Annotated in this window: 15 protein-coding genes; 3 read left to right on the top strand and 12 right to left on the bottom strand. The window is 45.9% G+C overall.

The features are described from left to right. The first annotated feature begins 110 nt into the window (after positions 1–110). Complete coding sequence (locus AC5JL3_RS13725) at positions 111–329, top strand: hypothetical protein (RefSeq protein WP_496075008.1); 219 nt, start codon at positions 111–113, stop codon at positions 327–329. Between the two features lie 586 nt (positions 330–915). On the opposite strand, the gene AC5JL3_RS13730 is transcribed toward AC5JL3_RS13725, so the two are convergent. From AC5JL3_RS13730 to AC5JL3_RS13780, 11 genes are all read right to left on the bottom strand, one after another. Continuing rightward, on the bottom strand, positions 916–1,146 hold the full coding sequence (locus tag AC5JL3_RS13730; protein WP_496075009.1) for a hypothetical protein: 231 nt from the start codon (positions 1,144–1,146) through the stop codon (positions 916–918). Positions 1,147–1,235: 89 nt separating this feature from the next. Beyond that, on the bottom strand, positions 1,236–2,156 hold the full coding sequence (gene truB, locus AC5JL3_RS13735) for a tRNA pseudouridine(55) synthase TruB (RefSeq protein ID WP_496075010.1): 921 nt from the start codon (positions 2,154–2,156) through the stop codon (positions 1,236–1,238). Between the two features lie 217 nt (positions 2,157–2,373). Beyond that, positions 2,374–2,925, bottom strand: coding sequence for a DUF1963 domain-containing protein (locus AC5JL3_RS13740; RefSeq protein WP_496075011.1), 552 nt, complete (start codon positions 2,923–2,925; stop codon positions 2,374–2,376). A gap of 12 nt (positions 2,926–2,937) precedes the next feature. Further along, positions 2,938–4,674 (bottom strand): alpha/beta hydrolase, encoded by a 1,737-nt coding sequence (locus tag AC5JL3_RS13745; RefSeq protein WP_496075012.1) that lies wholly within the window; start codon positions 4,672–4,674, stop codon positions 2,938–2,940. A 143-nt stretch (positions 4,675–4,817) separates the two neighbouring features. Next, complete coding sequence (locus tag AC5JL3_RS13750; RefSeq protein ID WP_496075013.1) at positions 4,818–5,324, bottom strand: GNAT family N-acetyltransferase; 507 nt, start codon at positions 5,322–5,324, stop codon at positions 4,818–4,820. 183 nt (positions 5,325–5,507) lie between these two features. Further along, positions 5,508–5,741 carry a DUF8624 family small hydrophobic protein gene (locus tag AC5JL3_RS13755; RefSeq protein WP_496075014.1) on the bottom strand — a complete coding sequence of 78 codons (234 nt, stop codon included), beginning with the start codon at positions 5,739–5,741 and terminating at the stop codon, positions 5,508–5,510. Between the two features lie 101 nt (positions 5,742–5,842). After that, on the bottom strand, positions 5,843–6,307 hold the full coding sequence (locus AC5JL3_RS13760; protein WP_192222133.1) for an ABC transporter permease: 465 nt from the start codon (positions 6,305–6,307) through the stop codon (positions 5,843–5,845). Continuing rightward, entirely contained in the window at positions 6,297–7,595 is a 1,299-nt protein-coding gene (locus AC5JL3_RS13765) for an AmpG family muropeptide MFS transporter (RefSeq protein WP_496075015.1), read from the bottom strand. The genes AC5JL3_RS13760 and AC5JL3_RS13765 overlap by 11 nt, the downstream gene beginning before the upstream one ends. A 68-nt stretch (positions 7,596–7,663) precedes the next feature. Then, on the bottom strand, positions 7,664–8,308 hold the full coding sequence (gene lexA / locus AC5JL3_RS13770; protein WP_192222131.1) for a transcriptional repressor LexA: 645 nt from the start codon (positions 8,306–8,308) through the stop codon (positions 7,664–7,666). A 169-nt stretch (positions 8,309–8,477) separates the two neighbouring features. Further along, entirely contained in the window at positions 8,478–9,398 is a 921-nt protein-coding gene (gene argF / locus AC5JL3_RS13775) for an ornithine carbamoyltransferase (RefSeq protein WP_496075016.1), read from the bottom strand. Positions 9,399–9,834: 436 nt separating this feature from the next. Then, positions 9,835–11,268: a transposase gene (locus AC5JL3_RS13780; protein WP_496075017.1), complete on the bottom strand. Its 1,434-nt coding sequence runs from the start codon at positions 11,266–11,268 to the stop codon at positions 9,835–9,837. Between the two features lie 205 nt (positions 11,269–11,473). Here AC5JL3_RS13780 and AC5JL3_RS13785 point away from each other — a divergent pair, with 205 nt between their 5' ends. Together AC5JL3_RS13785 and AC5JL3_RS13790 are read left to right on the top strand one after the other, a co-directional pair. Further along, complete coding sequence (locus tag AC5JL3_RS13785; RefSeq protein WP_496075018.1) at positions 11,474–12,235, top strand: HEAT repeat domain-containing protein; 762 nt, start codon at positions 11,474–11,476, stop codon at positions 12,233–12,235. Between the two features lie 277 nt (positions 12,236–12,512). Further along, complete coding sequence (locus AC5JL3_RS13790; protein ID WP_496075019.1) at positions 12,513–12,653, top strand: QAALIT motif small membrane protein; 141 nt, start codon at positions 12,513–12,515, stop codon at positions 12,651–12,653. A gap of 25 nt (positions 12,654–12,678) precedes the next feature. Here the strand turns inward: AC5JL3_RS13790 and AC5JL3_RS13795 are convergent, their stop codons facing one another. Then, complete coding sequence (locus AC5JL3_RS13795; protein ID WP_496075020.1) at positions 12,679–13,779, bottom strand: tetratricopeptide repeat protein; 1,101 nt, start codon at positions 13,777–13,779, stop codon at positions 12,679–12,681. Positions 13,780–13,806 lie beyond the last annotated feature (27 nt).

Genomic DNA, 13,806 nt, shown 5'->3' on the forward strand with positions numbered 1-13,806 from the left:
ACAAGGCTAAGTTATGAATCGCCTTCGTTCAGGATACGGGGTCTGACCCATACCCCCCAAACACGGAAAACAAAGGATAGTAAGAACAGTGATTTTTCTCTGGTCAGAAGATGTCAACTCAAGTTCTCCTCCTGCCTGGTGCGATCGCCGATTTATTTGCCGATGTTAGCAGTTCTGGTCAAATCACTCTTGCTGACCGCTATGGACTTATGGCGGCAATATTAGAAGAGAGGCTGACGGAAGAAGAGAGAGCATCTGTTGATAGGATGCTACATGCTTGCTACCGGGGACGGATGAAGGTAGTCAGCGACATTTCTGCGCTGTCGTAGGTTGAATGCACTGATAGACAAGAGTCCTGATTCTTTGGAAAAATTTGAATTCGCAGGTCTGCCCTCCAACTGTTAATTTGTAAATATTTGGCTTTCTGTGCAAGCAGCAGTTAGCAGCTTGGCTATATTTACCTTACTAGCTAAGTAATAGGTAGGCAGATGACGAGCTTGGTATTCCTGGTAGCTGGTTTTGGGGCTTCCCTAATCGCTCTGAGGACAAAAGACGAGGTTAATCGTATTGCAGCTCTGGTAGCTGGGTCGATTTTTCTGATCTGGGGATTTGCTCTAACCCCCCAGGCATTTCAAATACTGGTTGAGGTTGCTATCATTATCCCCGTTTTCTCTATTTGTATGCGCTGTTTGGGTTGTGGTTTAACCCGGTAACTAGAGCATCAATACTTGCGGAGAATATCAATCAGTTACGACTATAGCAATCCTATTTTAGTTACAAACTTTTACTGTTCAGATTCCCGACTTCTTCAAGAAGTCGGGAATCTTAGCGTTTACGAATCATTTAGGATTGCTATAGAACTGACAGAAGAGCGATAACGCCTTGAATGCGTGAGTGCCAAGGGAGCGGCACTAGCTACTGCTGTTTAGGCAAACGTACCGCTTGATAGAGAGTGAGGTTGGAGTTGTACTTAGGGTCAGTACCTTTTTTCATCTGATTAACAACTTTGATAGTTCGTCCCCATTTTTGTGCGCCAAAAGCTTGCTTGAGTTGAGAATTAGAACTAGTTTTTGACAAACTGGGAAGCTCTGATGCTAAACCAATACTTGTGATGAGGATTACGCTGATTAAAGCTGTCAATTTCATTGTCTGCGCTTTCCTAAGCTAGAAATTTGTAATTTCAGTATCAGATGCTGAGGTTTGCGATCGCGTTGACGTAATGTTTGACTTTTGAGTTAATTGCCCTTTTCGGGAACTCCAGTTTGTTCAAAAACCAGTTTGGGAATCAGTAGTTGTCCTGTTTCTGAGGGCATCACCTGACCAATTCCCAGAAATGTACCATCGTCGTGGTGAACTCGTATTGCTTTTGTCGAGGTGTTAGGTAAGGTACTGTGCCAAGGAATACGCTGCCCCAAACACCAGCGATAGGCATCTTCTGGGAGTAATGCAACGCCAGGTAAATGCTCTAAAGCGGCTACTGGTGGTATCGGTTGGAATATTCCTTCTTGGAGTTGGGCTTCTAATTCGTCTAAAGTCAGGCTATCTGCTAGGTTGAATCCACTGCTTTCGGTACGGATGAGGGAGGCTAGGACTCCGCCAGTATTCAGGGACTCTCCTAAGTCACGCGCGATCGCACGAATGTAGGTTCCGGCACCACACGCGATCGCTACATCAATCTCTGGAAATTCCCCTGGACGCCAAGCTAAAACTTCAATGTGATAAATTTCTACTGTTCGTACTGGAACCTCAACCGTTTCACCCGCTCTCGCTAGCTCGTACAAGCGTTTCCCTTTTACCTGAATCGCGCTGTAAATTGGTGGGACTTGCTGAATCTTTCCTTTGAATTGCTGGAGTGAGGGTAAGACATCCTCCAGCGTCAACGTAGCTGCGGCTTGTGTGGCGATAACTTCCCCTTCCAAGTCGTCGGTTGTTGTCCTTACTCCCAATCGGATTGTTGCTTGATAAGCTTTATCGGATTGCATAAACTGCAATAATCGTGTTGCCTTACCCAATGCGATCGGTAGGACACCCGTAGCTTCTGGATCTAACGTTCCTCCATGTCCTACTCGCTTCAGGCGTACCAACCGCCGTACTCTGGCAACACAGTCATGGGACGTTAACCCTGTTGGTTTGTTTAAGTTTAAAAATCCTTGCACAACACGATTCTATAAATTTTGCTTAGCTTGGTTAGCCACACTGCCATAAGAAAGCTAGCTGTTCTTTGTGATTTGAGCATTGGAAGAGATATCCTACCCCAACATCCCCCCACATATAAGGAAGATTATCTTCTGAATCAATCTGAAAAACAAATTGTTTTATGGGTTTATTACAAGTTGGGCAATCTGGATATTCAGGATATTGTACCCACTCAGGCTAACCACCTAACTTATCTCCTGTAACTGTTATGTGATTTTCAACTAAAGTATTCGATTCTTCTTCATTGATTGCGATTTCACAATTTTCTATCGTTTGATAATCGGGATAATCATCAACGGCTTCCCAAGCTTCAATTAATTTAGCAGGAAATGATTTGTTTGGTTGAGAAATCTCAACTTTTACATTTAAATTACTGGGTTGAACAATTCTCACAACTTTTATAGTTGAGAATGGTTCCCAACCCTGGCAATCACATTCACAAGGAGGTTTATAATTTGTACAATAAAAAAGTTGCAGTAGACCGCTACCAAACTTTGCTTTCAACGCTCCAGGTAGCTCATCCAGGTTTAGCTGAAGAAAAAACTGCATGGGTTTGTTGCAGTTGGGGCAAAGTAGCCAGCGTTCACTAGCATTTAGCCAAGGGGTTCCCGCAAATTTTGATGCTGTTAAAGCACCATCACCTTCCTGAACTATTGGTTTCCAAGCTGAGCGTTTAAGGGGACTTGATTTCTGTTTGAGTTGTTCTAATTTCACATCAGATTCTGCCATATTTAATTTCTTTTATGGTTGCAACCAAGATGGTTGTTGACTGGCTCCAGCAGCGGTTACTCCTGTTAATTGGTTTGGGGTCAAAGTCTGTATTAGGCTCAAGGGGATAATACTTTGACTAATGTATTGAGCATAAGAAGCACTAAGGTAAACTTGAAAGTCTGATTCACCTGCAATAAACGTTTGAAAGAAGGCAACACTTAGGGCTTTCATATATTCTTGTGCAACTTCTGGGGCAAGCCCGATCACTTGAGGTGGCACGGGTACTGAACCGGTTGATGCTGCCAAGGTGGAAAAGTGGGTTGCATCTTCGAGTAAAACCAGATATTTGTTCGGAGTAGTGAGCCAGGTGAAGGGTTGAATTTGTTCGGGTAAGGCAGGCGCAACGGTATCAGCGCTACCAGCGACCAACATCAGTGGGATGTTAATTTGGCTGAATTGCGATTGTCCAAAGATTGTGCTGCCAACTGGATTAATGGCGATCGCAGCAGTGACTCGTTTATCTTGCAAGTCATATTGAGCGGGTAGCAACTCCTCAGCACGACATTGCAAGAGTAGCGACAAATTCAAAGAATTGTTTTCAAGACCGCAATCTTGTTGCAATTGTTCAAAATTAATTTCTGAACCAGCCAGAGCTAAAGCTGTATAGCCACCAAACGACTGACCCAAAACGCCGACCCGTTGTAGATTCAGTTGTCCTCCATAGGAGCGCTTTAGTTCATCAAGCAAAAACTTGATATCCAACGGTCGGTCAATTAATTCCTGTGGGGAAGCCACCTCACTGACAAGACCATTAATCAATGCCTGCACTTGCTCAGCATTACTCCCTGGATGCTCTGGTACCGCCACAGCAAATCCGTAAGATGCTAAGTGAGCCGCTAAATAAGCAAAAGTCTGGCGATCAGAACCGAGTCCGTGAGAAATGACAATCACAGGTGCTAATCCTGATGAAAAAGTCGGCAGGTAAAGGTCAACGGGGAAAGTTCGGTTACGGCGAAGGTCATTGAGGGTAAACGATTGCTTCGAGTTACTGAAGGGACCTGGTTGCCGCAGGTCTAGTAACTGTGAGAAATTGACTGGAGATTGGGCAGAGGCTTCAGTGATGGCTTGTTGTTCAACGGCTGCGATCGCACCTCCCGTTTGCTGAATTAGATTCGAGAGTTCGTCAATAACCTCAAAGCCGCGAGACGAGTTAATCCGAATGCCGTAGGTAGGAAACTCCCGCAACACATTTAACAGTGTTAAGCCTTCTGGGTCAGCGGCTGCTTTAATCAGTGCTGCGCGAATCGCATAGAATCCAGGTTGACGAGCTTTGGTTTCAATGATTTGACCCACTCGTCGCAGGATGATTTCTCCTGGAGGGGAATAGAGAAATTGTGCGATCGCAACAGGTGTGATATCGACACGAGCCACTAAAACTTGCTTAAGTTGTTCGAGTTGTTCCGGAGTGAGATAGCCAGTATAAGCCGCTAATGCTGGCTCAATTCTTCCTTCTTTGGCATACACTTCTAAAGCCGCGATCGGTAGAGATACTTCTATTGGGCCAAAGGAGACATAAATCTGTTCTGCCGCCTGAACAGGATTAGAAATGATGGATGGGGAAATCAACAACCCCAGATTCACAAGCGCAAATCCTAACCCTATAGGTAGCTTCCTCCGACTAAAATCCAATTTTGGATGGCTTCGCTTTTTCCGGTCAGGAGCTTTTAGTTTAAAATCACGCTGAAGTATTCCGAAGTTACTATTCATCCTGCCGGTCGCCCCTCACATTACCAACAACCAACAATTAACAACTTCTCAGCCTGGTTCCCCAAATCTTTAAAATTATTGCTTTATTTCTTTGTCTCCCCATCCCCCATCAGCTTATGTAACCGATTAAACGTGAAACAGTATTAGGAGTGATGAAGGGGCTTAACCATCCAAAGTGATTGAGTTTGATAGCCTAGTTGATGGTAAAGACCCTGAGCTGATTGGTTACTTTGAAAGACTTGAAGCCCAATCTGAAAATCGCCTCTTGCCCTTGCCCAGTCTTCAGCATGACGCATCAGCGCTTTGGCAATTCCTCGACGACGATGTTCTGGCATCACATAAAGTAAAAAAACATGAGCATGGCGATCGCCTTGTACCTGATCAACCGCATTTCCTAGCCAAAGACAAGCGACAGGATGACTCTGTGCTAAGTGTACAACAGTCGGTGAGGCTTCTGGATTATCTAACTCAACCCACAAAAGGGGCGTTTCCCTAGAGAAGTACCGTTCCACCGTTTCCGTCAGATGGGAAAAATCGTCCTGCTCTGGGAAAAGCTCTTGGTAACTGAGTTCTAGGAACTTCATTAAGGCTGGACGTTCCCGCCCTGAACCAATACGAAGTCGGTAGCCTGGTAATAAACTGTTATGCATTAAATTGCATACTTAGCTAGCTGCTTTTAGGGAAAGGGTTAAATGTTCAATAGCTGAGTGGATATAGCGGTTTTGAGTTGGATGAGGTACAGCTCAAGCCAATGAAAAAAGAGAGAGAGCAAGAAAACGAAAAGCTGATAACTGATAGCTGACGGCTTGCTGCTATAACTCACCCGTGAGCAGCTATTTAATTTCAACAGAACCAGCGGAAGTCGGTAACGTTGGCACATCCACCGTCGGCAACCTCGGCGCTAGATCATTTTTGGGTGATTGTATACTGGCAGACTCAACGTCTTCAATCGGTGCAGGGGCTGCCATATCTGAAGGTAAGAAAATTCGAGCGCTTACTGCCAACAGCGCTACCAAAAACACCAGCAATACAAGAAATGGAGCAACATATTGACGAAAAATAGCCATATTGATAGCTGTAAAAGCGGAATATTTGTGAGAGCTTAGCTGAAGATTTGTTAAGCCCTTGCTGTTTAGTCTAGCGATTTTTAGGCGATTTATAAAAAACGTCATCGCCGATCGCGTCCTAAGTCGGCGATCGCTTTTTCCCAATACCAATCTTCCGACATCCCAGGATGTTTGTTCTTGGCTTGATTAACTAAGCGTTCTGCCCGTTCGCGATCGCCACCCAACATACTGTAGAGTTGGTTTTGGAGTTCAGGACTCGGTGAACTCAGACTTGACTGAGATGCGGTGTCTCGTGGCAGCAACAACGGCTGTAGTGTAGTTGGTGGTGGCTGGAGTGGTGTCACTCGCCGCAAGGCTAATGTTCGCTGTCTCTTGATTAGGAAGTACAAAACGCAAATCAGTAAAACAACGGTGATGAAGAGGATGAGCGTTCCTAGAACAGTTTGAGGATTAATCGTCAGGAATCCTCTGAACAAAAGAGAGAGAATGTAACCCCAGATCGCCGCAGCAACGATCGCAATGAAGAGCAGAAGCGTTCCTATAAAAATTGCAAGATTAGACCTCATCAGTTTCTTCCTTTTCCTCCAGTCCCGATACAGGTACGGGGGCATTTCGAGGATTCCAAGGGGCAAATACGGGTAGCAGTAGTAATCCGGGTAAGGCAGCGACAATACTAATCAGGAAAAATGAAGGCCAACCTGTCGCTTTTGCTAAAGTCCCAGCCGGAGCGACTAGGATATCGCGACTGACTGCCATCAAACTTGATAGTAAAGCATACTGTGTGGCGGAGAAGCGCTGGTTACAAAGGCTCATCAAAAAAGCAACAAACGCGGCTGTCCCTAACCCTGCACAAAAATTTTCAATGTTGATCGTAAGGACTAGAAAGGAATAGTTTTTCCCCACTTGTGCCAAGAGAAAATAAGTAAAGTTGCTCACTGCTTGCAGGATGCCAAAAACCCAAAGTGAGCGATTGATGCCGATTTTGCTAAGGATTACTCCACCCGCTAGGGTACCAACAATTGTTGCCAGTAGCCCCATGCCGCCTTGAATTGCTCCAATCTCTGTTTGGCTAAAGCCCAAGCCCGTGTTTGGTAATAAAAACGGCTTGGACATATTGTTGACTAGAGCGTCACCTAATTTATAGAGGACGATGAACAATAAAATTAAAATGCCTCGGACTAAACCGGAGCGTTGAAAAAATTCAATGAATGGCAAGCTGACAGCATCGGCTAAGGAAGCGGGTGGTGTTCGGGGGTTTCTGGGTTCTGGTGCCCAGAAAGATGTGAGTAGCCCGATCGCCATCAAAGCCGACATCAAGAGATAAACTGTCGGCCAGGGAATTTGGTCGGCAAGAATCAGCGCCAAAGAACCAGTAACAAGCAGGGCGATGCGATAACCTAAAACGGCAACCGCTGCACCAGCCCCCATCTCTAAGGGTTCTAGAACATCTGTACGGTAGGCATCAAAGGCAATGTCCTGCGAGGCACTGAAAAAAGCGATTACTAAGGCATTGATAGCGAGGAACTGTAGGGCTTGACTGGGACGTTGCAACGCCATTGCTGCGATCGCAAAAATTAACGCCGCTTGCGTAAGCACAAGCCAACCTCGCCGCCGTCCCAAAAAAGGCGGCACAAATCGGTCAAGCAAGGGTGACCAGATAAATTTCAACGAGTAGGGCAAGCCTACTAAGCTAAACAGCCCAATTGCACCCAGATCGACACCTTCTATGCTCATCCAGGCTTGCAACGTCTGGCTTGTCAAAAACAAGGGTAAGCCTGACGCGAAGCCCAGGAATAGAAGCGCAACCATCTTGCGGCTTTGAAAAACTTGTAAAAGAGATTGGATGGCTTTCACAGGTAATTGGGATGATAACTATTGATTGGAGTCATCATCCCATAGGAAGGTTCCCTTTCGAGCTAGTCTTATCGCCGTGGCTGATTTGTGGCGACTGGTTGGTCTGCGACTTCGTAACCACGCCAGACACCGACCAGAACTCCTTGTACCTGGACACTTGCAGCGGCTACCTCTATGGGATGGTACTTGGAGTTAGCAGGTTTAAGAGTCACCCGCTCACCTTTACGGTAGAAGCGTTTCAAGGTCGTGCCTTGTCCTTCCACTCGTGCCGCGACGATTAGACCATTCTTAAGGTGTTCTGGGTCAGGGACAGGCCGCATAATCACGACATCCCCTTCAGCAATCAGGTCTTCGATCATGCTGTCGCCAATTACCCGCAGCGCAAAGTTACCTGGGTGACGGAAAAAGGAAGACACATCCAGTTGCTCAACGGCATCCGTAAAGGGTTCTACAAGACCACCTGCTGCGATCGCGCCGAGTACTGGCACACCTACAGATGTACCACCAAGAATCCGAATTGTACGGGCTTTTCCTTCTGTCCAGTCAATATATCCTTTGTTTCGTAAATGTTCCAAGCGACTTTGGACGGGTGCTGGTGAGCGTAAATTCATCGCTCGCATCATCTGCCGGATTGAAGGCGCATGTTGGGAGGTGCGAATATAGTCCACCAGCCATTCATAAAGTTGTTGCTGGGCTTCAGTGAGGGATTCCATAACGTTACAGGGGTGGAAAAAATGTATTTAGTAGTTTTGAGTTTTGAATTAAAATTATTCATTACTCATCAACTAGTCATGTGTTGGTTTTTACTACCTATAGAACATTCGTACTACCAAAACCCCTCATCTGTCCAGTAGTTAGGTTTTATATTTGCCATTTTTCATATTAATCAGCTCCCAAAAGCGATGCGAGTAGAGCTTTTTGTGCGTGCATTCGGTTTTCGGCTTGATCCCAAATACGCGATCGCGTACCTTCCATAACCTCATCGGTAATTTCTTCTCCCCGGTGAGCGGGTAAACAATGCAGCAAAATCGCTTCAGAGTCAGCGCAAGCCAACAGTTGTTCATTCACCTGATAGGGCTGAAAAACAGGAATTCGCTCATCAGCTGAGGCTTCCTGACCCATACTCGCCCAAACGTCAGTATAAAGAACATGAGCACCCTTAGCTGCTGCAACAGGGTCATCGGTAAGCATCACTTGTGTCCTGCCATTAGCAATCTGCTTCGCCCGTTCTACAATACCCTGCTCCGGTTGATAGGCTGGTGGTGTAGCAACTCTAACATTCATTCCCACAAGGGCACACCCCAACATGAGTGAATGAGCAACATTATTGCCATCTCCCAGATAAGTCAACGTCGCACCCGATAGTTCTCCAAAGCACTCCTGAATCGTCAACAAATCGGCTAAAACCTGACAAGGATGCTCCAAATCAGTTAGGGCATTAATAATCGGAATCTGAGAATATTCAGCAAACGTTTCTAACTCCTTCTGCTCAAACGTGCGAATTGCCAAAATATCGAGATACCGATCCAAAACCCTTGCTGTATCAATGACTGGTTCGCCCCGTCCAACCTGCGTAACGTTGGGATTCAAGTCCATCACTTGACCACCGAGTTGATACATTGCTACAGAAAAACTAACCCTTGTGCGGGTGGAAGCTTTATAGAACAGCAAACCCAATACCTTGTTGCACCGTAGACTCACTTGATTACCTTTCAATTGAGCAGCTAGTTTCAACAATTCCTGAATTTCATCAGGAGTAAGGTCTGCTAGACCCAAAAAATCTCGTCCTTTTAATGCCTCCATGTTTTTCCCCACTGACTAAGTTAATCTACTCTTGCCAGAACATTACGCACCCTGACAAAAAACAGAGGATACCCCTCGCTGGATTCGCTTCTATTGGCTACCCAGTTTTTCCAATAAGTACTGTCTTAAGAACCTATCAGATTTTTATAAGATTAGCCCAAATATTTTCCTTTTGAGGCAGACGCAAAATTTTCAGTATAGTTTAAAACAATTTGCCTTTTTGTTCTTTGGTTTTTGTCAATTTCTTGAACTTTGTATTGCTAACTACAGAGAATATTAGCTCAGAAACTGGGCTATCTGTAGCTGTAACCAACTACAAGGAGATGAGCCGTCAGCCCAAGAAAAAGAACGTCTTCGAGCAGATACTCAAAGACGCAGAATGTAAATGTCAGAAATATTGAGAGTTTATACTAAGATATGCGAAGATATCATCCGTCTACTTAGCTTTAGAATTACCAAATCCTTTCGCTTTCGCTTTTTTCTTGCTGCTGGGCTTGGATGATTTCGAGTGGCTATTAGTAACTCCTTTATTCGCCTGGGAGCCTTCAATGTTTGAAGTCTCAACAGAGGCGCTTTTATCAAGCTCTGGATTATCCTCTTCTTTTGCCAGACTAGAGATTACGAATTGTCTTCCACAGTCTTTACAGAAGTAGCGTTGTTTGTCCTGACGACGCCCGTTCTTCCGAATATCGGTAGACTGACATTTAGGACAAGTAATCTCACTAATCTGGCTGTCTAAGGTGTTGTCATCCTTCGCTAGTGTGGGTTCAATCACTGGCTCAGAGTTTTTTTGATCGACAGCTATGTCTTTGAGAGTGGTTACAACGGCTTCAACGGCAGAAGAGACTCTCTCTACAAGCGTCGGTGCCGAAGTTTCTTCGGCGGCTTCATGTGCTAGTGCTGGTACAGTAGTTGTCAAGGCTTCAGTGGTATCCGTCTCAGTTGTTACTGAGTCTGGCGCTGCAAGCTCTTCAACTGCATCTGAATCATTCTGCTCAGTATCCGGCTTCTTGAAAGCATTTGAAACTGCCTCAACCACAGAGGAAACTCTATCGAGGAGTGTTGGTGGTTGAGTGTCTTCTGTTTCAACGGCTGGGGTCTCAACTTCGGATACTGTTTTTGTTAGGACACTGGATTCGTCGATAACATCGGTTGAAAGACTGTTGTCTAAGGCATCGCTGGGTGTCTCTTCAACTTCAACAGATTCAGTAACAACTGGATTGTTGTCGAGTATTTCTTCCTCTGCAACAGGTTCAGTGACAACGGCTGCATCGTTTGCCGATGTGTCTTCCTCTGCAACAGGTTGAGCGAAAACCGCAACTGTGTTTTCGTCAGATGTTTCTTCCGCTTCCACAGGTTCAGTGATAACCGTAGATGCTGTCTCGTCAGCCTTAGGACTAGGCGTGTCTTCAACTTCAACAGGTTGAGCAACAGCTACAACTGGTGTATCGTCTATTAACTCGCTGCTGTCAGCTTGAACAGACTCAGGTTCACTCGTCTGGATAGCCGTTGTGTTGGCATCAGCTTGAGGAATTTTGAAGGGGATGGTAACGGGAGCAAGAGGCTTCGGGGTAGTCAATCGACTGATGCGATCGCCTATATTTTCTAGAATTACATAAGTAGTAGGAAGCACTGTTGGTTTCCGAACTGCCTCACGAATTAACGCTACCGCATGTTCGGAAGGGTCAATCGGTGGTTCCGAAACGGACTGCACATGAGTGTCAGGGAGAGTTGTCTTAGACCATGAATCAACTGGCTCTGTTGTCAGCAGATGAGCCACTGACTTTTGAGACAACTGGGTTAAGGAAAGCGGGGGAGAAAATCGCATCGAACGAACCATCCGTCGATATGGCTCTAGGTGGTCGGTCACATTACCCCCCTTTGTTTAAGCACATCAGCAAACTCGTCTATCAACTAAATTCTTGGTGTCGTCTACTATACCAATACCAAATTCAGGTTTTGAAACTTAGAAAATAGCGCTCGAACGTTAGTTTTCTTAACGTTTTGCATTTTTTCGGTTAAATGACACAAGAAGAGGGTGGTCTAATCGGATTGGATACGATACTTTATCAGGTATGTATGATGATGACGATCTAAGCCTACTTGATACGGCGGATGAGCTAGAAGAAAGCCCTCTGGATAACTTAGAGCCAGTTGATGCCGAATCAGAGGCTCATAAGCCCAATCCAGAAGCGATGCTTGCCCTTTTGACGGCACCAGAAACGCCGCAACGGATGCTGGCGGCGAGAGCCTTTTGTGAACTTCAGGATGAGCGGGCGATTCCTCATCTGATTGGACTGTTGACTGATGTTTGTCCCTTAGTGCGGGTGAGTGCTGCCTATGCGCTTGGACGTAATCCGAGTCCAAGTGCTGTAGAGCCATTGATTAATCAGCTTAATTGCGATTGGAATGGTTATGTCCGTAAAGGCGTTGTTTGGGCATTAGGTAATTGTCGCGATCGCCGTAGCTTACCCTCTCTCACTGACGCGCTAAAAACGGATATTTCAGCCGTGCGTTTGTGGGCAGCTAGTTCTCTAGCGCAGATGGCTGAGTTGGCATATGAAGATATTGTTGCCTCAATTCCGCCACTTATTACTGCCCTCAGGCAAGACCCTATAGCTGCCGTGCGGAGTAATTGTGCTTGGTCATTAGGACAACTGTGTCGGCAACTTCCGTCTAATGCTGTCTATGCGGGTGCAATTGATGCCTTAATTGAAGCCTTTGCTGAAGATGAAGATATGGGAGTTCAGGAAGATGCCAAGGCTGCACTTTTGAGAGTAGGGGACCCTCGTGGGCTTCAAATGGTCGAGTCGTTGGAGTTAGAGGGGTTGTTATAGGCAGAAGGCAGAAGGCAGAGAATGACGGGTCTTGGCTTCAATATATAGCTTTGTTCTATTTGCCTTGCCGACTGCTATAGCAGAAATCCCCAATCTTTAATCTTCGATCCCAATTGTGTGCCAGTTGAAAAGGCGGAACGTAGACCTTTGGCACGGAATTTCTCATTAGGTAGCATTACCAAGAAACATCCGGTTGGGTGAATCAGTCAGATGAAGTACGGTTATTATCACCTGACGTAATCTAATCAATGAAAATCGAGATAGAGGAGTGCCTACGATGTTCAAAAGACTTCTCCAAGCCGCTACTATTACATTTGTGCTTAACCTCATAGCACACATGAATCCCACCACTACTCAGCCCTCAGCCGTTTCTCCGGCGCTAGAAGTCCCGCAAAAAATACTAATAGGTTTGCGATAGGGTAGTCCCTAACCGCAGCATCCGGTTATCTGGATTTGAGTTCATCTAAGAGGGATTCAGCTTGTTTAACACCATCTTTGTTGCCCTGACTTTGGTAAAGGTCACGGGCTTTTTCTACAGCCGATATCGCTTCTCTGGTGCGATCGCGTTCTTTTAAAGCTACCGCTAAGTTGTAGAACGCTTGTGGGTTTTGGGGAGCGAGTTCAGTCAGGCGTCGATAGGCAACAATCGCTTCTAAATAGTTCTTTTGCTCCAGCATGAGTTCGCCAATGGCGGCATGGGCTTCCACTGCATTTGGTTCCGCAGAAGCCGCTCGTTGAAAGGCTTGCAAGGCTCCAGTGAAATCCTCTCGTGATTGCAGAATTTTGCCGATTTGGAGGTGAACTTGAGCATTGCGTGGGGCTAGGCGGGCTGCCTGTTCAAAAGCGCCTAGTCCAGCCGTCACATTACCCTCGCTCAAAAAAGCGTTTCCTAAACTTAGCTGTACACTGCCTTGACGGGGAGCGAGTGTTGCTGCCTGTTGAAGTGCCTTAATCGCTTCCTGGGTGCGCCCATCCTGTAACAGTGCTGAACCCATCAGTTCATAAGCTTGGGCATTTCCTGGCTCAAATTCAACCACTCGTTGATAAGCATCGACAGCGCCGTCATAGTCTTTCTGTCGCAGCAGCACAAAACCTAAACCTAAATAACTGTTGACGTTATTACTGTTGAGTCCAATGGCACGGCGATAGGCAGTAGCTGCACCAGCATTATCCTCAGTATTGGCAAGGCTGTAACCTAGCGCGTACTGAAATTCAGCGTTATTGGGGTCAAGTGCGATCGCTTGTTGATAAGCTTTGGCTGCTTCTCGAAAGTTACCCTGACGCGCTTGTAAGTAGCCAATACCGGAAAAAATCCTAGGATTTTGCCGATCTAGGGAGGCCGCTTGTTGATAAGTTGCGATCGCTTGCTCATAATTCCCTGCATCTACCAACTCTCGCCCTCTACGAAGGAGTTCATTGAGCTGTTCGTTGGTTTGTCGTTGGCTCAGTACCAAAGGTTGACTTGCGTGGACGGCTAGTAGCTGTGTGTTAAATAACCCAGTTAACAACAGGCTACTAACTAGAAACGGAATCTGTTTTTGCACAGTTAATTTTCTCGTATGTATTCGGTG

The sequence above is a fragment of the Symplocastrum torsivum genome, assembly GCF_059505465.1.

Coding starts and splice junctions, on each gene's coding strand:
- AC5JL3_RS13750 (WP_496075013.1), bottom strand. CDS start 5,324: ATGCATAACAGTTTATTACCAGGCTACCGACTTCGTATTGGTTCAGGG.
- AC5JL3_RS13755 (WP_496075014.1), bottom strand. CDS start 5,741: ATGGCTATTTTTCGTCAATATGTTGCTCCATTTCTTGTATTGCTGGTG.
- AC5JL3_RS13785 (WP_496075018.1), top strand. CDS start 11,474: ATGTATGATGATGACGATCTAAGCCTACTTGATACGGCGGATGAGCTA.
- argF (WP_496075016.1), bottom strand. CDS start 9,398: ATGGAGGCATTAAAAGGACGAGATTTTTTGGGTCTAGCAGACCTTACT.
- AC5JL3_RS13760 (WP_192222133.1), bottom strand. CDS start 6,307: ATGAGGTCTAATCTTGCAATTTTTATAGGAACGCTTCTGCTCTTCATT.
- AC5JL3_RS13740 (WP_496075011.1), bottom strand. CDS start 2,925: ATGGCAGAATCTGATGTGAAATTAGAACAACTCAAACAGAAATCAAGT.
- AC5JL3_RS13725 (WP_496075008.1), top strand. CDS start 111: ATGTCAACTCAAGTTCTCCTCCTGCCTGGTGCGATCGCCGATTTATTT.
- AC5JL3_RS13730 (WP_496075009.1), bottom strand. CDS start 1,146: ATGAAATTGACAGCTTTAATCAGCGTAATCCTCATCACAAGTATTGGT.
- AC5JL3_RS13745 (WP_496075012.1), bottom strand. CDS start 4,674: ATGAATAGTAACTTCGGAATACTTCAGCGTGATTTTAAACTAAAAGCT.
- lexA (WP_192222131.1), bottom strand. CDS start 8,308: ATGGAATCCCTCACTGAAGCCCAGCAACAACTTTATGAATGGCTGGTG.
- AC5JL3_RS13790 (WP_496075019.1), top strand. CDS start 12,513: ATGTTCAAAAGACTTCTCCAAGCCGCTACTATTACATTTGTGCTTAAC.